General features: G+C 42.6%; 19 protein-coding genes. 11 read left to right on the top strand and 8 right to left on the bottom strand.

The window, feature by feature from the left end; translation table 11 throughout:
- The first annotated feature begins 151 nt into the window (after positions 1-151).
- Together cysS and BS333_RS07695 are read left to right on the top strand one after the other, a co-directional pair.
- On the top strand, positions 152-1,534 hold the full coding sequence (gene cysS, locus BS333_RS07700; RefSeq protein ID WP_021711043.1) for a cysteine--tRNA ligase: 1,383 nt from the start codon (positions 152-154) through the stop codon (positions 1,532-1,534).
- A 72-nt stretch (positions 1,535-1,606) separates the two neighbouring features.
- The gene (locus tag BS333_RS07695; RefSeq protein ID WP_021711042.1) at positions 1,607-2,185 is read left to right on the top strand and encodes a thymidine kinase; all 579 of its coding nucleotides are present in this window, start codon (positions 1,607-1,609) and stop codon (positions 2,183-2,185) included.
- A 68-nt stretch (positions 2,186-2,253) separates the two neighbouring features.
- Here BS333_RS07695 and BS333_RS07690 read toward each other — a convergent pair whose 3' ends face one another.
- Both BS333_RS07690 and BS333_RS07685 read right to left on the bottom strand, forming a co-directional pair.
- A complete protein-coding gene (locus BS333_RS07690; protein WP_021711041.1) occupies positions 2,254-3,081 on the bottom strand; it encodes an NAD-dependent epimerase/dehydratase family protein in 828 nt (275 codons plus the stop codon).
- A gap of 181 nt (positions 3,082-3,262) precedes the next feature.
- Entirely contained in the window at positions 3,263-3,496 is a 234-nt protein-coding gene (locus tag BS333_RS07685; RefSeq protein WP_021711040.1) for a TIGR02647 family protein, read from the bottom strand.
- A gap of 312 nt (positions 3,497-3,808) precedes the next feature.
- On the opposite strand from BS333_RS07685, the gene focA reads away from it, so the two are divergent.
- From focA to BS333_RS07655, 6 genes are all read left to right on the top strand, one after another.
- Positions 3,809-4,669 (top strand): formate transporter FocA, encoded by an 861-nt coding sequence (gene focA / locus BS333_RS07680; RefSeq protein ID WP_021711039.1) that lies wholly within the window; start codon positions 3,809-3,811, stop codon positions 4,667-4,669.
- A 524-nt stretch (positions 4,670-5,193) separates the two neighbouring features.
- Entirely contained in the window at positions 5,194-5,373 is a 180-nt protein-coding gene (torE, locus tag BS333_RS07675) for a trimethylamine N-oxide reductase system protein TorE (protein ID WP_021711038.1), read from the top strand.
- Between the two features lie 49 nt (positions 5,374-5,422).
- A complete protein-coding gene (torC, locus tag BS333_RS07670; protein WP_021711037.1) occupies positions 5,423-6,607 on the top strand; it encodes a pentaheme c-type cytochrome TorC in 1,185 nt (394 codons plus the stop codon).
- 25 nt (positions 6,608-6,632) lie between these two features.
- On the top strand, positions 6,633-9,095 hold the full coding sequence (gene torA / locus BS333_RS07665; RefSeq protein WP_021711036.1) for a trimethylamine-N-oxide reductase TorA: 2,463 nt from the start codon (positions 6,633-6,635) through the stop codon (positions 9,093-9,095).
- A 392-nt stretch (positions 9,096-9,487) separates the two neighbouring features.
- On the top strand, positions 9,488-10,393 hold the full coding sequence (locus BS333_RS07660; RefSeq protein ID WP_021711035.1) for a manganese-dependent inorganic pyrophosphatase: 906 nt from the start codon (positions 9,488-9,490) through the stop codon (positions 10,391-10,393).
- A gap of 74 nt (positions 10,394-10,467) precedes the next feature.
- Positions 10,468-10,857: a DUF2750 domain-containing protein gene (locus BS333_RS07655; RefSeq protein WP_021711034.1), complete on the top strand. Its 390-nt coding sequence runs from the start codon at positions 10,468-10,470 to the stop codon at positions 10,855-10,857.
- A 76-nt stretch (positions 10,858-10,933) separates the two neighbouring features.
- Here BS333_RS07655 and BS333_RS07650 read toward each other — a convergent pair whose 3' ends face one another.
- From BS333_RS07650 to pspF, 6 genes are all read right to left on the bottom strand, one after another.
- Positions 10,934-11,728 carry a peptide ABC transporter ATP-binding protein gene (locus BS333_RS07650; protein WP_021711033.1) on the bottom strand — a complete coding sequence of 265 codons (795 nt, stop codon included), beginning with the start codon at positions 11,726-11,728 and terminating at the stop codon, positions 10,934-10,936.
- Positions 11,725-12,720 carry a peptide ABC transporter ATP-binding protein gene (locus BS333_RS07645; protein ID WP_021711032.1) on the bottom strand — a complete coding sequence of 332 codons (996 nt, stop codon included), beginning with the start codon at positions 12,718-12,720 and terminating at the stop codon, positions 11,725-11,727. The genes BS333_RS07650 and BS333_RS07645 overlap by 4 nt, the downstream gene beginning before the upstream one ends.
- On the bottom strand, positions 12,720-13,607 hold the full coding sequence (gene sapC / locus BS333_RS07640; RefSeq protein ID WP_021711031.1) for a putrescine export ABC transporter permease SapC: 888 nt from the start codon (positions 13,605-13,607) through the stop codon (positions 12,720-12,722). The genes BS333_RS07645 and sapC overlap by 1 nt, the downstream gene beginning before the upstream one ends.
- Positions 13,594-14,556 carry an ABC transporter permease gene (locus tag BS333_RS07635; protein ID WP_021711030.1) on the bottom strand — a complete coding sequence of 321 codons (963 nt, stop codon included), beginning with the start codon at positions 14,554-14,556 and terminating at the stop codon, positions 13,594-13,596. Before BS333_RS07635 ends, sapC begins: the two co-directional genes overlap by 14 nt.
- Positions 14,556-16,175 (bottom strand): ABC transporter substrate-binding protein, encoded by a 1,620-nt coding sequence (locus BS333_RS07630; protein WP_021711029.1) that lies wholly within the window; start codon positions 16,173-16,175, stop codon positions 14,556-14,558. Before BS333_RS07630 ends, BS333_RS07635 begins: the two co-directional genes overlap by 1 nt.
- Positions 16,176-16,775: 600 nt before the next feature.
- On the bottom strand, positions 16,776-17,786 hold the full coding sequence (gene pspF / locus BS333_RS07625) for a phage shock protein operon transcriptional activator (RefSeq protein WP_021711720.1): 1,011 nt from the start codon (positions 17,784-17,786) through the stop codon (positions 16,776-16,778).
- A 226-nt stretch (positions 17,787-18,012) separates the two neighbouring features.
- Between pspF and pspA the strand changes: the two genes are divergently transcribed.
- Genes pspA through pspC form a run of 3 tightly spaced genes read left to right on the top strand, consistent with a single transcriptional unit; the run spans position 18,013 to position 19,314 of the window.
- Positions 18,013-18,687, top strand: a complete 675-nt coding sequence (gene pspA / locus BS333_RS07620; RefSeq protein WP_021711719.1) for a phage shock protein PspA — start codon at positions 18,013-18,015, stop codon at positions 18,685-18,687.
- Between the two features lie 11 nt (positions 18,688-18,698).
- The gene (gene pspB / locus BS333_RS07615; RefSeq protein WP_021711718.1) at positions 18,699-18,932 is read left to right on the top strand and encodes an envelope stress response membrane protein PspB; all 234 of its coding nucleotides are present in this window, start codon (positions 18,699-18,701) and stop codon (positions 18,930-18,932) included.
- The gene (pspC, locus tag BS333_RS07610; protein ID WP_021711717.1) at positions 18,925-19,314 is read left to right on the top strand and encodes an envelope stress response membrane protein PspC; all 390 of its coding nucleotides are present in this window, start codon (positions 18,925-18,927) and stop codon (positions 19,312-19,314) included. Before pspB ends, pspC begins: the two co-directional genes overlap by 8 nt.
- The last annotated feature ends 847 nt before the right edge of the window (positions 19,315-20,161 follow it).

Below are 20,161 nucleotides of genomic sequence, written 5' to 3'. Positions count from 1 at the left end.
GGGCTAGAGTGAAAAGAAAGCTTTATGTTCGAAGTTTGTTCGATTACTGCGTGGATTGAGATTTTCTGTGCTTCGAAGGTTACTTGAGTATCGTTCTGGAGTTGATATAATCAGGCTCTTATCCACCCAATTACAATTATAGATAGAGATCATGTTAAAGATATATAACACGCTGACTAGAAAGAAAGAGGAATTCAAACCCATTACAGCCGGTAAAATTGGCATGTATGTCTGTGGAGTTACTATCTACGATCTCTGTCATATTGGTCACGGTCGTACTTTCGTTTCTTTCGATGTGGTTTCTCGTTACTTGCGATACTTGGGTTATGACCTAACGTTTGTACGTAACATTACTGATATCGATGACAAGATCATCAAACGCGCTGCTGAAAACGGTGAAACTTGTGAATCATTGACTGAGCGTCTTATCGGAGAAATGCATACTGACTTCGATGCGTTGAATATGAAGCGCCCTGATGTTGAGCCTCGCGCGACTCAGTTTATTGCAGAGATTATCGAACTCGTTGAAAAGCTGATTGAACGTGGCTTTGCTTACGTTGCAGACAATGGCGATGTCATGTTTGAAGTGGGTAAGTTTGATGAATACGGCAAGCTTTCCAAGCAAGACCTTGATCAATTACAAGCAGGTGCACGTGTTGATGTTGAATCAGCAAAACGTAGCCCTCTTGATTTCGTTCTTTGGAAAATGTCTAAGCCGGGTGAGCCGACATGGGAATCACCATGGGGTCCCGGTCGTCCAGGTTGGCACATCGAATGTTCTGCAATGAACTCTTCAATCCTAGGTAACCACTTCGACATTCACGGCGGTGGCTCTGATCTTCAGTTCCCACACCACGAGAATGAAATCGCGCAATCATGCTGTGCACACGACACGCAATACGTGAACACATGGATGCACAGCGGCATGGTCATGGTAGACCGTGAGAAGATGTCTAAGTCTCTGGGTAACTTCTTTACTATCCGTGACGTTCTTGGCCACTACGATGCTGAGACGGTTCGTTACTTTCTAATGTCTGGTCACTACCGTAGCCAGCTAAACTACAGCGAAGATAACCTGAACCAAGCACGTGCTTCTCTTGAGCGTCTGTACACGTCTCTACGTGGTCTCGATCTAAACGTAGCGCCAGCAGGTGGTGAAGAGTATGTATCTCGCTATACTGCAGCGATGAATGACGACTTCAACACGCCAGAAGCCTACTCAGTACTGTTCGACATGGCGCGTGAAGTAAACCGTCTGAAGGCAGAAAACCTAGAGAAAGCGAGCGAGCTAGGTGCGCTAATGCGTGAACTGGCTGACGTGATCGGTATTCTTCACCAAGATCCAGAAGCGTTCCTAAAAGGTGACGCAGGTAACGATGATGAAGTGGCTGAAATCGAAGCACTAATCAAACTTCGTAACGATTCTCGTGCTGCCAAAGATTGGGCGAATGCCGATATGGCTCGTGATAAGCTAACTGAAATGGGCATCGTGCTCGAAGATGGGCCTGATGGCACAATTTGGCGTCGTAAGTAATTGAATCTCTTTAAGGGCTGATGATTCAGCCCTTTTCTTTATCTCTAACAAATTTAATGAAGGTTTTACTCTGTGGCTCAGATGTATTTCTACTACTCGGCAATGAATGCGGGTAAATCAACAACGCTTCTTCAATCATCATTTAATTATCAAGAACGTGGTATGAATCCAGTGATTTTTACTGCTGCTTTGGATGATCGCTATGGCGTTGGCAAAGTGAGTTCACGAATCGGATTACAATCTGAAGCGCACTTATTCAGAAATGACACCAATTTATATCAAGAAATTCAGACATTAAATCAGCAAGAACAGCGCCACTGTATTTTGGTCGATGAATGTCAGTTTTTATCTAAAGAGCAAGTTTACCAACTGACAGAGGTGGTTGATAAGTTGCGTATTCCGGTGCTTTGTTATGGTCTTCGTACCGACTTTTTGGGCGAGCTCTTTGAAGGCAGCAAGTACTTGCTATCTTGGGCAGACAAGTTGGTGGAACTAAAAACAATATGTCATTGTGGTCGTAAGGCTAATATGGTGATAAGGACTGACGAGCACGGAGTGGCGATCAAAGAGGGTGATCAAGTGGCGATTGGCGGTAATGATCGTTATGTATCGGTTTGTCGACAGCATTACAAAGAAGCACTAGATAAGTAGACCTTACAATACTCAAGTAACGTTTAATACCCAAGCCAAATCAAGTGCTTGGGTATCGTTTTATACTTTTATAGTGCTTCTAAAGTCGATTGGTACTTGAATTGGTAACCAAGCTCGATCAGTTTATTCGCAACAATACGTTTATCTGGCGTATCAGTAACAGGTGGAAGGGGAGTGACTTGCTCACTTTTTGCAATCGCTGCTTGATAGAAATCAGCCTTGCTAACCGTATTAGGGCTGGTGACATTCACCGTCTGGTTCTTGATTGTGTTGAGAGCAAACGCCGTTGCACTTACTGCATCATCCTGATGGAGCATATTAGCCGGTGCTTGGCGGCTGACTTGTTTGAGTCGGCTAACAAAACGTGAAGGGTGTCGGTCTGGTCCAATTAAGCCACTGCAGCGCAAAATAGCAAATTCCAAACCTGAATGAACGACATGCTGTTCGGCTTGCAACATGATTTGAGCATTGGCTGAAAAACTAGTGTTGTGGAGTGCTAAAGATAGTGTGGCATCTTCTTCTCTCATCTCACCAGCGATATTAGGATAAACGGTGGTAGAGCTTATCATCACCACTTTTTTGACAGGTGCTTCTTTCGCGGCTTCTATGATGTGGTGCCACTGTTTGGCATATTCATCTCCGTTACCTTTCCTAAAGCCAGGAGGAAAAGAGCCGACAATGTGCTCAATATTGTATTGTTTTATCAGTTTTGAGAGCTGTTGTTGACAGTTAGGGTCTGCAAGATCCAACAGAGCAGGGTGAATATCAGGTTTGGCCATTTCATCTAATCGACTTTGACTCCTGCGTGTAATGGTGATTTTGTGCCCTTGCTCAGATAACACATCAGCCAAAGGGGTTCCTAACCAGCCAGCACCGATAATGAGTATATTTGCCATGAGTCGTTTGTCCTTTGCATTTCGTCAATGAGTTAAGCTTTCCTCAGGCACTATATCTCTATACCCAAGTCACCTCAAGATGCTGTGTTCAGCGAGTCGACTTGAGGTCACTTGGGTATAAAATCTTTATTTTTAAATGTATACCCAAGTAACTTGGGCATACATGTCTTGTTGAGGAAGGTTAGGCCGATAAAACTCTAAGTATCCTATCGGCATGTTCCGCGACTTCTATCCCTTCATCAGTTAAGTACCCTCCATAAGGTTGAGTGCATAACTGCTTTTCAAACAATCGTGCAACAGCCGCGTGAACTTCTTCTGATGCCTCTTTTTGAACTTTGATACCTGTAGCAGCACTGCTTAAATCGAATTGGAGAAGGAGGTTTAATTCGGCTATGTGGTCAGGTGAATATTTCATAAGTAACTCCTGTAGACTTTTTTTCAACCTAGTCTGAAAGCAATTATTGGGCAATCCCAAAAACTAAGAAATGTTAACTGTAACGCGATATACCCAAGCATTTGAGGGGAGACGAATGCGAGATCGAACACAGCTCACAGTATTGGATAATCAAAAGCTTAGATTCTGTAAAAGTGATTTTTTTAGACTAAGTTTTTAGGGTTTTATTGTCCTAGATCAAGTGCTTGATGATTATATAAATTAACCCTTGTAAAAGTCAGGTGATAGAGTAATTATCCACACCTCTTTTTAGTTTGTTATTGTGATGCCTCCATGAATTTCAACCAATTTGATTCCTTGCTTCCTCCCCAAGCCGCAGAAAGAGCGGCAGAGATCGGTGTGGGTAAAGCAACGAAAGCGCCGACTAAATCATTTTTATTAGCCATATCAGCAGGGATCCATATTGGCATTGCTTTTATCTTTTATACCATTGTAACGACTGGGGCAGGAGAGTTACCTTGGGGAATGACACGCTTAATTGGCGGTTTGGCTTTTAGTCTTGGGTTAATACTGGTTGTAGTGACTGGTGGTGAACTTTTTACAAGTTCTGTTCTCACTTTGGTGGCAAAGGCGAGTGGAAAAATTTCTTGGAAAGTGCTGTTTAAAAACTGGGCCGTTGTCTACATTGGCAACTTTGTCGGCGCAATTCTACTTGTAGGATGCATGCTTTTAACTAAACAGTATATGTTTGATGATGGTCAGGTTGGTTTGAACACGATGGCCATTTCACAGCACAAGCTTCATCATACTTTTTTCCAAGCAGTGGCACTTGGGATTATGTGTAACTTTTTAGTTTGTATCGCCGTTTGGATGACTTTTAGTGGCCGCACCTTAACGGATAAAATTGCCGTGATGATTCTACCTGTGGCCATGTTTGTTTCTGCAGGCTTTGAGCACTGTATTGCTAATATGTTCCAAGTGCCTATGGCCATTGGTATTAAGTATTTCGCTCCCGAGGCCTTTTGGCAGATGACGGGTGCTGATATTGCACAATATGCTGACCTCAACATGTTTGACTTCTTTGTTAACAACCTACTCCCTGTAACCATAGGAAACATCATCGGTGGTGGTGTGTTTGTCGGCATGTGGTACTGGATGATTTTCCTACGTGACGAAGGTAAAGGCCTTAAATAATGATAAGTCAGTTGACTTTCCTTTTTGATACCTTGAGTTCAAATTACAAGTTATCCACATTTTCTGTGGATAACTTTCTTTGAAGTGTGTTTATAGTGACCTTTTTGTCATTTGTGACGGTAGGTTTATTTTTAAAAAAAGTAGCAGCTAGAAAAATATGCTCTGTAATATTGATAGAAAAAGCTCACGGCTAGGTTTTTTTTACAATTATTTTTAAAGAAATTAATAACAATTAAGGCAATAGATGTTGCTGTTAAAAGTATAAAATAATTATTTAGTCACTAGTCTTTTATGCAGTTTATATCGCAATTTTTTTGGTTAAGTTATTAAAATGTATTCATTTATTTAATTAAATTAATACATTTCTGGGTGAGATCAAAAAAGTGTCGAATAACAAGTCTTAAATAAGGCGATTCATTGAGCCTTACTAACAGTATGGTCTAATATTTTCCAAAAGGTATTGCTTAAACATAATCTGATTCTATCGGATTTTCCAATAACACAGAATACAAATAGGCAAGTGTATGAGTGATGTTAATAAAATCGAAAATGGTGAAAAACGTTCCCTAGAGTGGAAGGCATTCTTCTTCATTGCGGTCGTTCTTTTTCCCATACTAAGTGTGGCCTTTGTTGGTGGCTACGGGTTCATTGTTTGGATGCTGCAAGTCTTCGTTTGGGGTCCTCCTGGATCACATGGGATGTAGGCTGTGGGTTTATTAAACACACTTTGAAAAGATTTTAAGAGAGCAAATAATGAAATCATTTATCATTAAATTGTGGCGCACGATGTCACGTCCGGCAGTTCATATCAGTCTTGGTGTGCTGACTATGGGCGGCTTTATCGCAGGCGTTATTTTCTGGGGGGGATTCAATACCGCACTGGAAGCAACCAATACCGAAGAGTTCTGTATCAGCTGTCATACAATGCGGGACAATGTCTATGAAGAGCTACAAGATACGATTCACTGGAAAAACCGTTCAGGTGTTCGTGCTACTTGTCCAGATTGTCACGTGCCTCACAACTGGACCGATAAAATTGCTCGTAAAATGCAAGCTTCAAAAGAAGTCTTCGCGCAAGTCTTCGGTAACTACGATGAACCCGGTTATTTTGAAGAGCGTCGTATAGAGTTAGCGAAGCATGAATGGGCTCGCTTCTCTGCAAACGGTTCACTGGAGTGTAAAAACTGCCACAATTATGACTCGATGGATTTTGAAAAAATGTCACCGACCGCTCGGATACAAATGAAGCAGGCGGCTGAAAAAGATCAGAGTTGCGTCGACTGCCATAAAGGGATTGCGCACCATTTACCAGCAGGTATGGATAGTATCGGTGGTATCGTTGGCGATCTTGAAGGCATGACCTCAAATACGAACTATGATGTTGGTCAAGAGTTAGTGAGCGTGCGTCATCTTCCTGTTTATTTTGATGATACAGGTAGTAAAGAGGCGGGGCTACTTAACCCAGCATCTGTCGTTAAAGTGCTCGCTGATAAAGGCGATTATGCCGAAGTTGAAATCGATGGTTGGCGAAAAGCAAAAGGCTTTGGACGAGTCATTCAAGAAGACTTTGGCAAAAACATTGCTGTTGCTTCTTTACTAAAAGATGCATCGACGGATCCAAACGTTATCAGTGTTGGTGAGAAAAAAGTGGATGAGCTAACAGGCCTTCCTTGGGAAAAAGTGTCAGCCAAAGTATGGATTAAGAAAGAATCTATGCTGAATGACATTACGCCAATTTGGGAAAAGTCAAAAGAAGCTTATACCACCAACTGTTCAGTGTGTCATACACAGCCAGCAGAGGCGCATTTTGATGCCAACACATGGCCGGGTATGTTCGATGGTATGTTAGCGTTTGTGAACTTAGATACAGACAGTGAAGCTCTGATCTTGAAGTACCTACAGAAGCATTCTTCAGATTACGCTGAAGGTCACCACTAATAATCGTCGAATTGGAGTAAATTAAATGGCTATTACACGAAGAAGCTTTCTTAAAGGGGTAGCAACGACAAGTGCAGCGTCGGTTATTGGTCCAAGTTTATTGGCTTCGGCTTCAGCTCAGGCCGCTGAAACGACGGGTACCTGGAAAGTAACAGGCTCGCACTGGGGAGCATTTCGCGCTCACATTTATGCGGGTAAAGTTCAAGAAATCAAACCGTTAGAACTTGATAAAAACCCAACGGAAATGCTTAACGGTATTAAAGGTATTATTTACAGCCCATCCCGTGTCCGTTATCCAATGGTGCGTTTAGATTGGTTGAAAAAGAACAAGTACAGTGCAGACACTCGTGGTAACAACCGTTTCATTCGTGTCACTTGGGATGAAGCTCTTGATTTGTTTTATCGCGAACTTGAACGTATCCAAAAAGACTACGGTCCATGGGCATTACATGCAGGTCAAACGGGCTGGAACCAGACGGGTTCGTTTAACAACTGTACTGCACATATGCAACGTGCTGTTGGTATGCATGGTAATTTCATTACTAAAGTCGGTGACTATTCGACCGGTGCAGGGCAGACCATTTTGCCTTATGTCCTAGGTTCTACAGAAGTATACGCGCAAGGAACTTCATGGTCTGAGATTTTAGAGCATGCGGATAATATTATTATCTGGGCCAATGATCCGGTTAAAAACCTTCAAGTCGGTTGGAACTGTGAAACCCATCAGTCGTATGCTTACTTAGAGCAATTGAAGCAAAAAATTGAGAAGGGTGAGATTAATGCCATCTCAGTTGACCCAGTAAAAAATAAAACGCAGAACTACTTAAACAGCAAACACCTGTACATTAATCCAATGACAGATGTGACGTTTATGCTTGCGATAGCGCACGTGTTGTACAATGAAAAGCTGTACGACAAAAAGTTCATTGAGACCTACTGCTTAGGATTTGATGAATTTATTGATTACGTTCAGGGTAAGAGCAAAGATAAAGTAGCGAAAACGCCAGAATGGGCAGCGCCAATATGTGGCATTAAAGCTGACCAAATCCGTGATTTTGCTCGCTCATTAGTGAAAGGTCGAACTCAAATCCTTATGGGGTGGTGTGTTCAGCGTCAAGAGCATGGCGAACAGCCTTACTGGGCGGCTGCCGTTCTGGCAGCAATGATTGGTCAAATTGGCCTGCCAGGTGGCGGTATTTCTTATGGTCACCACTATTCAAGTATCGGTGTTCCATCGACGGGTTTCGCAGGCCCTGGTGGATTCCCTCGTAACCTTGACCAAGGCATGAAGCCTAAATGGGATAACAATAACTTTAATGGTTATAGCCGAACGATTCCTGTAGCTCGTTGGATTGATTGCTTGATGGAACCTGGCAAAGAGATCAACTATAACGGTGGTAAGGTGAAATTACCTGATTTCAAAATGATGGTCATTTCAGGTTGTAACCCATGGAGCCACCACCAAGATCGTAACCGCATGAAGCAGGCATTCCGTAAGCTTCAGACAGTGGTCACCGTTGAATTTGCTTGGACTGCAACATGTCGTTTTTCTGATATCGTGCTACCCGCTTGTACTCAGTGGGAACGAAATGATATTGACGTGTACGGTTCTTATTCAAACCGTGGCTTATTGGCGATGCATCGTTTGGTTGATCCGTTGTTCCAGTCAAAACCAGATTTCCAAATCATGAGTGAGTTGACTCAGCGTTTTGGGCGTCGTGACGAATATACTCGTGGTATGAGTGAAATGGAATGGATTCAATCTCTTTACAACGATTGTAAAAAGGCCAACGAAGGTAAGTTCGAGATGCCAGAGTTTAATGAGTTTTGGAAACAAAGCGTACTTGACTTTGGTGAGGGTAAGCCTTGGGTACGTCATGCAGATTTTCGTGAGGATCCAGAAATTAATCCATTGGGGACACCATCAGGCTTTATTGAAATTACATCACGTAAAATAGGCCGCTATGGTTATGAACATTGCCAAGAGTTTCCAATGTGGTTTGAAAAAACAGAACGCTCTCATGGTGGACCAGGCTCTGATAAATACCCGTTCTGGTTACAATCATGTCACCCTGATAAACGTCTGCACTCTCAAATGTGTGAATCAGAAGATTTCCGTGCAACTTATACGGTTCAAGGGCGAGAGCCTGTGTATATGAACCCTATTGATGCGAAAGAAAAAGGTATCAAAGATGGTGACTTGGTAAGAGTCTACAATAACCGTGGCCAGCTGCTTGCGGGGGCCGTTTTGTCAGATAATTACCCACGTGGCATTATTCGTATTCAAGAAGGGGCTTGGTATGGTCCGTTAAATGCTGAGATCGGTTCGATTGATACGTATGGCGATCCAAACACATTGACTTTGGACGTAGGAACGTCTGAGTTAGCGCAAGCAACCTCGGCCAACACCTGTATTGTTAACTTCGAGAAGTTTAAAGGTGATGTTCCACCTGTTACTTCATTTGGTGGTCCAATCGAAGTCGCTTAACCTACTTATCTAACATTACCTCCTTCTTTTAACCTTAAAAAATACCAGCCTTTTGGGCTGGTATTTTTTTGCCAAAAAGCTGGATGATTTGTTATCGGGCGATTAGCAAGCCACAGTAGAGCCGATGTAAAACGGGCTGCTCTGGTTGTGGACAGTGATGCAGATTTAGAAAACTGCAAAATAGGCTACAAGGAAACAGTATTAGAAAGGTTCAAGATTTGCAGCCTGTATTTGATCAAGTTTACTTGGATATAGAGCTACTTTTCTGCGTGTCAATTTGTATTAAATCAGGTAAAGTATCGACCTTTGTGAGCAAACTCGCTTCATAAGGGGGATTTTTCTATATTTCCCATTATAAAGAAGCCATCAAATTGACTTGAATAGGAAAAAAAATGATTCTAGTTGTAGGTCATAAGAACCCAGATAGTGATAGTATTTGTAGCGCACTTGTTGCAACAGAACTTCTAAAATCTCGTGGCGTGGAAGCAATGCCAATTCGTCAGGGTGAAATTAACCGTGAGACTCAGCACATCCTAGAGGTAGCGGGCGCAGAAGTTCCTGAACTTCGTACTTCAGTCGCTGGTGAAACGGTTTGGCTAGTAGATTACTCAGATCTAGCACAAGCACCAGATGACATCGCAGAAGCGGAAATTGCGGGTATTGTTGACCACCACCGTTTAGGTGACGTGATGACAGTGAACCCAATGGAAGCATGGATCTGGCCAGTTGGTTGTACTAACACGGTACTATTCAACATGTTCAAAATTGAAGGTCATGAGATCAAGCCTCAAATCGCTAAGCTAATGATGTCTGCGATCCTTTCTGACACAGTAGGTTTCGCTTCTCCGACTTGTACTCAAAAAGACAAAGATGCTGTTGCTGAGCTAGCGGCTATCGCAGATGTGCAAGACGTTGATGCATTCACAAAAGACCTTCTAATTGCTAAGACAAACATCGAGGGTCTATCAGCGGCTGAACTTGTTGAGAAAGATCTGAAAGGTTACCCATTCAACGGTCGTGACGTAGTCGTAGGTCAGGTTGAACTTGCAACTCTAGAGCAAGTTGACAGTATGATCGAAGCACTAGAAGCGGATCTAGAAACGCGTTGTGCAAACGATAATTTAGCATTTGCTGCTGTGATGCTAACAGACATCACTACAGCTCAGACTCGCCTTCTATACAAGGGTGAGTGGGCTGAAAAACTCATTAAGCATGAGCAAGATGGCGTGCTAATGATGGAAAATACACTGAGTCGTAAGAAGCAAGGCTGGCCTTGGCTTCAAACTGAGCTTGTGTAATTTACCCATTACCAACGTATACTATAAATGCCCGCCGCTCGGTGGGCATTTTGCTATTAAGACAGGAGTCTAAGATGTCTGAAGTATTAACCAAAGAGCAAATCGAGACAATCAACCGTTACGATGAAGAAAAACGCTTGAAATACAGTATCAAAGAAATGGTCGCAAACCGTAAAATCTGGATTCTGAAAGATGAGCACGGTTGTGTGATGCTTAACACTGAAGATGATGATTGCGTTCCTGTATGGCCAAATGAAGCCTTTGCTCAAGATTGGGCGACAGGAGATTGGGAACACTGTGAGCCTGAAGCTATTTCACTGAATAAGTGGCAAAGTCGCTGGACATCAGGCCTCGAAGATGATGAATTATCCGTGGTTGTATTTCCAAATCAAAATGAAGAAGGGGTCGTTTTATTCCCTGATGAATTTGATTTTGAACTGCGCAAACAAGCCAGCCGTCGCTAAGTTTCGCTGAGGGTTTCAATAAAGCCTGTCACTCGTGTAAATAGCCAAGTATTTTGAGTAGACGGGCTTTATTTTGCTAGTTTTGTTTTTTACTGGAAGTATTTTTGTAAAAGTGACTTTCCACAAGTCTTTGTGTGATCGGGCTTTGTGGGTTAGTTAACACTTGATGGGTTTCGCCGGATTCCACTACCTCTCCTTCATGCATGACCATGACTTTATCGGTAATGTGTTTGATAACTCCGATGTGTTGGGAGACATAGACAAACGAAACGCCCATTTCTTCTTGTAGCTCTAAAAAAAGATTAATGATCTGTGAACGCATAGCCATATCTAAACCATTGAGGGCCTCATCGGCAATAATGATAGAAGGTTGCAGAATTAATGCGCGTGCGAGACAGACCCGTTGCTTTTGACCAGCCGCCAACATTTGAGGGTAGAAGTAAGCGTGCTCGGGGAGCAAACCGACGCGAAGTAACGTATCCTTTACTCGTTTCATTCTCGCATCCGGCGGCATGTTAGTATTCCGCTTAAGCGGTCCCTCCAAGATACGGCCAATTTGAATACGTGGGTTCAGCGAGGTATTTGGATCTTGGAAAATCATACGAATCAGTTTACACCGAGTGGCGTAATCTTTGTGTTCTAGGCGCTCGCCATTGACTCGTATTTCTCCAGAAGTGGGCTCAATCACACCAGCAAGCATTCGGGCTAAGGTCGATTTCCCTGAACAGTTTTGGCCAATAAAGCCAATGGTTTGTCCTGATTCTAAAGAAAAACTGACTGGCTTAACTGCTTCATACACATTACGCTTGAACAGCCCCGAACGAGTGACAAACTGTTTCGATAAGTTATCGACCTCAAGTAGGGCACTCATGACTTTTTCTCCGTATTAAGTGGAAAGTGACAACTAAATTTATGGTTTTTGATGTGCCTAGTCGGCGGAATTTCCACGCATTGGCGTTGTGCATGTGGGCAGCGAGGTCCGAGCCTACAACCAATAGGGAGGTTTTTCAGTGGGGGAATGGAACCTGCGAGAGACTGAAGCTTTTGTTTGTGAGGAATCCACTGGTTAAAGTCAGGCATTGCTTTTAATAGCGCATCGGTATAAGGGTGCTTAGGCGCATTAACCAGCTTATTGGTATCCGCAGATTCTACCGACTGACCGCAATACATCACTGTAATACGGTTAGCCCATTGGGTGATGGTGGTTAAGTCGTGGCCTATCAATAGAATAGTGGTGTTGTTGACTTGGTTCATCCGACTCAGTAGACGCAGGATTTGCGATTGAGTAATGGCATCAAGGTCATTGGTTGGCTCGTCAGCAATCAATAATTTTGGCTTAGTTGCAATGGCCATAGCAATCATGACTTTTTGACATTCACCATCAGTCAGCTCGTATGGGTAGCTGTTCATGATTCGTTTATGATCTTTGATACCGGCTTTGTGTAATAAAGCGGTTGCTTGCTTTTTACGCCATTTGAAACGTTGCCACCATCGGCCTTCAAAAGAGCGAGAAGGGATCGACTCATTTAATTGTCTGCCCACGAGCTCTGAAGGGTCAAGACAGGTTGAAGGTTCTTGAAAGATCATGGCGATATCACGAGAGATCACTCGTCTACGTTCTTTTGCCGTTAGTTGCAGCAAATCAATATTGCCAAATCTTAATCGGTCTGCTGTTACCTTCCAGTTATCTTTGCAGACTCCAACAATGGCTTTGGCGACTAAGCTCTTTCCTGAGCCAGATTCTCCCACAAGGCCACGGATTTCACCTTCATTGAGTGTAAGGCTCATGCGATCAACAGCTTTGACCAATCCTTGAGGCGTTTCGATTTCAATTGTAAGGTGTCGAATATCTAATAATGGCATTATTCGATTCCTGCATTAAGTGCTTGACGTATGCCATCACCCACTAAGTTGATAACGATAACGGTAAACATGATTGTAAGTCCGGGCAATGTGACCGTCCAAGGGGCAATGTAGATTAGCTCGACGGAGTCCCCTAACATGGCCCCCCATTCTGTACTTGGTGCTTGAGCTCCTAAACCCAAAAAGCCAAGAGCAGTAATATCTAAAATGGCGAGGGATAACGCGAACGTGATCTCGGCCGCGATAATGGTAAGAACGTTAGGTAAAATGGAGTTCCAAAGCAGATAGAAATCGTTCGCTCCATCGAGTCGAGCCGCCATGATATAATCTTTTTCTAATTCACTATGTACAGCAGTATATATTGAACGAATGAACCGCGGAATTAATGCTAAGCCAATAGCCAGTAAGATATTAAATTCGCCGAAGCCAAGAAAGGCAACAAAGATAATCGCTAAAAGCAAAGAAGGGATAGACATCACAGTATCAAGTAAGTGATTCAAGATGCTTGATAGTAAACCTTTGGTCATGCCAGCTAAAACCCCAATCATGCAGCCAATTAAAGCGGCAATAGCAGTGATAATAACTGCGGCACCAAAGGTTAATTGAGATCCCATGATCAAACGAGACAAGATATCTCGGCCGAGGTCATCAGTACCAAGAAAGTAGTCTACATTACCAGAAGAAGCCCAAGAAGGGGGGAGCAAGAGTTGCCCTGACTGTTCCTGTGGATTATGTGGTGTAATCCATGGCGCAAAGACGGTGATAACCACGATTAGAATCAAACACCATAATGCAAACATTGCCATGTTATTGGCTCTGTAGCTACGCCAGAAACGTTCAAATTGGGTTGGGATATACTCTTCCTGGTACACGTTATTTGTTAACATACCATTCCTTCCTCACTAGAGGGTTAATCATGGCACCAATCAGCTCTGAAAGAATATTGGCACTGAGTACCAATGTGGCTAGAACCATAACGCCAGCTTGAATAGAGACATAATCTTGATTCGCCAAGGCGTCGAGCAACCAGCGACCAATCCCCGGCCAATTGAAGATCGATTCGGTGATAATAGCCAGTGTGATCATACTGGAGAGTTGGACACCAACTTTAGGCACAATGGGCGTCAATGCATTGCGCATTACATGCTGAGTAATAATTTCACGATTGGTTAAACCTTTGATTTTAGCCGCTCTGATGTAGTTTTGCCCCATCACTTCTGCCACAGAGGCACGCATGAGAACAATGACCTGCGTTGTTGGAGCCAGAGCCAGAACCAAACACGGTAAAATAATGTGTTCGATGACACTTTGCAAGGCCTGAGCTCGATATGGGCCTTGCTGTAGAAATGCATCAACTATGGTGAAGCCGGTGACAAATTGAATTTCGTATAATAGGTCATATCGACCTGAGATCGGAAAGACATGATACTGTAATGAAAACATCATGATGAGCATCAACGCGACCCAAAAGATAGGTGCTGAGTAGCCTGACATCGCGACAAATGAAATTCCTGTATCGAGCCACTTACCTTGTTTCATGCCCGCAATGGTACCTAAAGGGATACCAATCAATAAAGAGACTAAAAAAGCCAAGAAACACAGCTCTAAAGTCGCAGGAAAAACGACTTTGAGTTCATCAAAAATCGGCATGCCATTTTTGCTAATGCCAAAATTGAGCTGAGACAATTGGACAATATAAGCTTGCCAACCTGACCAATAATCCATCTGAGACCAGACTGAATCAGGATCTAAACGTAATAGAGAAAAGCCCACTAACGTCAGAATCATCAATGTGATAACGAACAGATTAAGCCTTCTGAGGGTGTAACCTAACATCAGTGAATTCTCTCAACGCGATTAAATGGTTGTGCATTAAAAGGGCTTGATTTAAAGCCTGTGAGGGATTTGTCATGCACGCGAAATTGAACTCCATGAGCTAATGGAATAACGGGAAACTCTTCATTTAAGATATTTTGAGCTTGGCGATATAAATTTAAACGATAGCGCGGCTGCTCAGTTTCTAAAGCAAGGTCCAGTAAGAAGTCGAAGTCTTTATTGCACCACATTGAAACATTAAGACCAACACGTTCAGATTCACATGAGAGTAGGGATCGGAAAAAGTTATCAGGATCGCCGGTATTCCCAATCCACCCTGTCAATATCAAGTCGACGTTATAAATGGCATCCAGTTGACTACGTTCGAAACGGTCATCAGTGAGTAGTATTAGGTCGACACCAATATCTTCAAAGTTGGCTTGAATCAATTCTGCCGTTTTACGTGGACTTGGGTTAAAGGCTCTGGGTTCTAGAGGCACCCACATTGTTAACTGTAAACCTTTCTCGTATCCAGCTTCACGGAGTAAAGCTAAAGCATAATTACGGTCATAACGAATTTTTACACTGTCTTTTTGGTATGCCCATGAATTCGGTGGAAGTAGAGTGTATGCTTGTGAGCCTGTACCATAATAGACAGAATCGAGAATGTTTTGACGGTTGGTTGCAAGGTTTAAAGCTTGTCTTACCCGTGGATCATTTAATGCTGGGTGCTCGGTGTTGATAGCAATGAAAGAGACATTATTCGATGGGGTTGAGGTTAGCTCAAGGTGCTGAGTTTTTTCAATGACAGGCAGTTGGCTTGAAATTGGCGATGATAATACATCACATTCATTACGTAAGAGTTTTGCTAACGTGCCAGTACCCCTATGCGAAATATCAAAAACGACCTGTTTCATAATGGCAGGCGAATTCCAATAACCATTATGACGTTCAAGACGAATAAGGTCATTAATTTGGTATTCTTTCAGTTGATAAGGGCCGGTTCCAACAGGAAAGCGATCCATTTTGTCTTTTTCGTCACTCATGGTTAATTGTCGGCCATACTCAGCAGAAAGCACGACTGCGTAGGTGGTAGCGATATGTGATAAAAAAGCAAAGTTAGGCTGGTTAAGAACAAATTTCACCGTATCTTCGTCGACAGCAACGACATCTTTAACTAACTTTTCGAACCCAAGAGCGGCAAACCATGGATAAAAACCACCGCCTACTTTATGAAAGGGGTGATTTGGGTCAATGATTCGTTTGAAGCTAAAGACAACATCTTGAGCGTTAAAAGTTCGAGTAGGGGTAAACCAAGGGGTGGTTTGAAATTGAACATTGTGTTTCAAGTGAAACGTAAACTCTGTTCCCTGATCATTGATACTCCAGCGTTCAGCAAGGCTGGCGACCGGCTGGTGAGAAATTGGATCTAGCGTGAGCAGGGTATCATAAAGTTGCGGGCTTAGGGCTTCGGACGTGATACCACTGTCGATTAATTGCGGGTTGAATGTGCTCGGTTGCCCCTGGCCACAAAATACAAAGCCATCTTTGCGCACATCTTTGTGCTCAATAACATCACCGCATGCGGTGAGAAAACTAAAGCCAATTAGGCTTAATGATATTTTTATAAAAGCTTTCATAATGTGAAATGGTCAACGACTTTTGCTTGCTTCACAGATTGGCTCACAGTTGGACGAGCATAAATTAGCTGGGTAATCTATCACTTTTATTTTGATGCTCCAATAGAAAATGATTCTAGAGCAGTGTGTTAGATCAAATAAAATACTCGTTTATCGTAAATGACCCATTTTGCCTCTTTTAAATTAGTTCAGTATTTGAAAACCAACGTTGAAAATCACTTATCTCAAGTGACCTCGCTCTGAATCAAGCGTCTTGAAGAGATAGCCACTGTGTATAGTTATAGTATATACCCAAGTGACCTCAAGATGCTTGATTCAGAGCGAGGTCACTGAGTCGAATTCAAGGAAGACAACGAAGCGGAATAGCAGGCTCTTTCTTATTTTTGTAAGAAGAACGGTTGTCTGACGCAAGAAGTCGGCTCAGTGACACGCTCCCAAAGGGCGAGTGACCTTAACTCTCAGACTTTGTTAACGATTCTCAATGTAGAGCAACTATATCTTCGAATCGTTGCCGCGCCTGAGAGTTAAGGTCATCTCGCTGAACACAGCATCTTGAGGTTACTTGGGTATAGTGAGTGTTGAGAAAGCTTAGCTCAATATTTAACTTTGACCGACCAATTGGTACTTTCTCAGCATGCCACGAAGCTGGTGGTAGCTTAATCCTAATAAATCAGCAGCTTGTCGTTGGTTGAATTTAGCAGACTCTAATGCCTGTGTGAGTAGGGTGATATCTTGCTGCTCTTGCCATTGCTTATAGTCGAGTGGAAAAGAGGGTTGCCCAGTGATACTGGCGTCAGGTTGTTGCGGTGCAGAGATCTTCGCTTCACTCTCTGATTTTGGCATCCAAGTGGCCTCAAATGGATTAAAGGTGAGGGTATCAATGGCATCCGTATTTAAACCATGGCGGTAGATCGCTCGTTCAACGACATTTTTAAGTTCACGTATATTCCCCGGCCATTGATATTCTACAAGGCTTTGTTGAGCTTGCTCAGTGAATCCGACGAAGTATTCTAAGCCCAGTTCACGACACATTTTTATCGCGTAATGCTCGGCTAATGACAAAATATCTTCTTTTCGCTCTCTTAAGGGGGGCAGCAAAATAACATCAAAGGCCAAACGATCAAGTAAATCGGCACGAAACTGGTTTTGAGCCGCAAGTAATGGGAGATCAGCATTGGTTGCGCATACTAGACGTACGTCCGCAGTCAGTGGAGTATGACCACCCACTCGTTCATATTCACCATATTCAATCACCCGTAACAACTTTTCTTGGACAAGTAAGGGGGCTGTAGCTAACTCATCTAAAAAAAGAGTTCCTCCTTCTGCACGCTCAAAACGCCCTTTATGCTTTCCTTTTGAACCAGTAAATGATCCAGATTCATGACCAAATAACTCAGAATCAATCAGACCCTCGCTTAGGGTGGCGCAATTCAAAGAGATGAGGGGATTATCCCAGCGTTTAGAGAGATAGTGTAATCGTTGTGCGATAAGCTCTTTACCAGTACCACGTTCACCAATAATAAGAACAGGGCGCTCTATAGGTGCTAATTGTGATACTTTATCAAGTACTGCGAGAAAAGCAGGTGATTCACCAATGAGGCTCTGTTTCATTAGGCGCTTCCTTTTCATTGCCGACGAAGTTAATTGAAAATAAATGGTAAAATTTACCAACTGTTGGTTAATCTTATCATAGCATAGATGCTTACGAAGGGATTGTTTTGTAATTAATTGATATTTAAAGCATAAAAAGTTGGCGTGCTATTTGCTTTTAAGTAACTAGACGCACAGGTGAATCATCACACTTTGTTAAATTGAAAAAATCGTAAGGAGTTTTGTCATGGGTATATTTTCTCGATTTGCAGATATCGTAAACTCAAACATCAGCGCATTATTAGACAAGGCAGAAGACCCAGAAAAAATGATCAGATTGATCATTCAAGAAATGGAAGACACTTTGGTTGAAGTGAGAACGAATTCGGCCAAAGCGATTGCGGACAAAAAAGAGCTTGCGCGAAAGGTGGAAGCGTTAGAATCACAGATTGGGGAGTGGGGGCAAAAAGCAAGTTTAGCGCTGTCGAAAGAGCGTGAAGACCTTGCACGAGCTGCTCTCATCGAAAAACAAAAATTAGAGCAACTCATTAAAGGGTTACATACAGAGCAAACGTTAGTTGAAGAGACCATTGAAAAATTAACGGGCGAAATTGGTAAATTAGAAAACAAGATTGCAGAAACACGTGCCAAACAGCAAGCATTAGCGATTCGTAACCAAACAGCATCAAACCGTCGTGATGTTCAAAAGCAACTCCACGCAGGCCGTACGCATGAAGCAATGGCAAAGTTTGAACAATACTCACGGAAAATTGATGAAATGGAAGCTGAAGCCGATCTCTATGCGAAAACGGGTAATGCTAAATCATTAGATCAAGAGTTTGCTGAACTCCAAGCGCAAGATGAAATTGAAAAAGAACTCGCTAAGCTAAAGAAGCAAATGTCATCAAACGATAAACAATAATAGGAGCTTCCATGTCGCTATTTTTTATCACAGGGCCACTGATTGTCTTTTTGATTTTTGTCGCGCCTCTGTGGCTCTTTTTACATTACCGAAGTAAGCGTAAAGCGGACAGCTCTTTATCAAGCCAAGACTTAGAGCGTCTACAGACCTTGTCTGAAAAAGCGGAAAAGATGCAATCTCGGGTTGAAACATTAGAACGAATTCTTGATGCTGAATCGCCATCTTGGAGGCGTGACTATGATTAAATCTGATTTATATCGAGATCCGGTCAATGGTAAGATTTCTGGAGTCTGTGCAGGATTGGCGAATTACTTGTCCGTTGAAGTTTGGTTGATTCGTATCGGAGTGATTTCTGTTGCCCTACTTAGTGGTACTTTTTTAGTTTTACTGGCTTACATCGCAATGTCATTTATGCTTGAGAAGCAACCTCACGCTTACACGGAAAACATTAAAACTCAACAAGAGCATACCCTCAAGAGTAAACCTTGGAAGCAGGGACAGAACCCTAATAATTTGTTGAGCGTTCTTGAAAAGGACTTTGTGGTACTCGATAGTAAATTGCGCAATATGGAAGCTTACGTCACATCAGATGCTTATCGAGTAAACCGAGAATTTGATAAGCTGTAATTCCTATTGGTCAATATTCAATTGACTAGCTCATGGCTACCCAAGCATCTTGAGGTTACTTAGGTATATAAATAAAGCAGGCAATATTGACGCCTGCTTTGCTTTTAATTGAGCGTTTTTCATTTACCACACTTCATTGAGTATTCTCACAGAACTCATACCATCTCTCATCCCAAAGCATCTTAAAGTCACTTGAGTATGCTCCTTAAATAATGGCCTTGCTCGGATGGTTGCTTTGTTTGATCAGTTGCCAGCCCTAAACCCGAAGGTTAGCCAAAAGGTTGCAGCCTTGAATGTTTCGTTGTCTCAAACGGGTTAAAAAATCGGAACACGAGAGGATTTTGAGGCGTTTGTTGAACACAGACATGCATTCTGAATATTTGAATGTTCTAATGATCTAAATCAATTTCTGAGATATGCGCTTTGTAGTACATTCCATGCCGCGAAAATTTAGTGGTGATGGCGTGTTACGTGGCCGATAAGTAAAGGGCGGTAGCGTTTTGAATTTAGGAAATAGGGTAGTGTTTGGGTAAGCAAGTGTTTGCAAGTTACTTTAGAGCTAACTTTTGCCCCAAAGTTACTTAGATCAAATACTCTACACATTTCAGGGAACGCGCATTTTCCCTATCAAATCTAATCCGATGAAAGAGAGTCAGACTGGGCGTATGTCGGTTGAAGATCGTATTGCTCCGAAGCCGCCGGAGTTATACGGAAACTTTCGGCAATTTCTGTAGTTCACATTATAGGCGCTAGGCAATACGGGCATGAGAATGAACGTGAGTATAATTAGCGTTACCATTGGTTGCATATAATTGCGGAAAAAATCCGTCTAAAAAGCATTATAAAT

This window comes from Vibrio azureus, from assembly GCF_002849855.1.
Classification (GTDB): Bacteria; Pseudomonadota; Gammaproteobacteria; order Enterobacterales; family Vibrionaceae; genus Vibrio; species Vibrio azureus.
The sequence above is the reverse complement of the archived record's forward strand: the minus strand, read 5'-3'. Positions and strand labels throughout refer to the sequence as shown.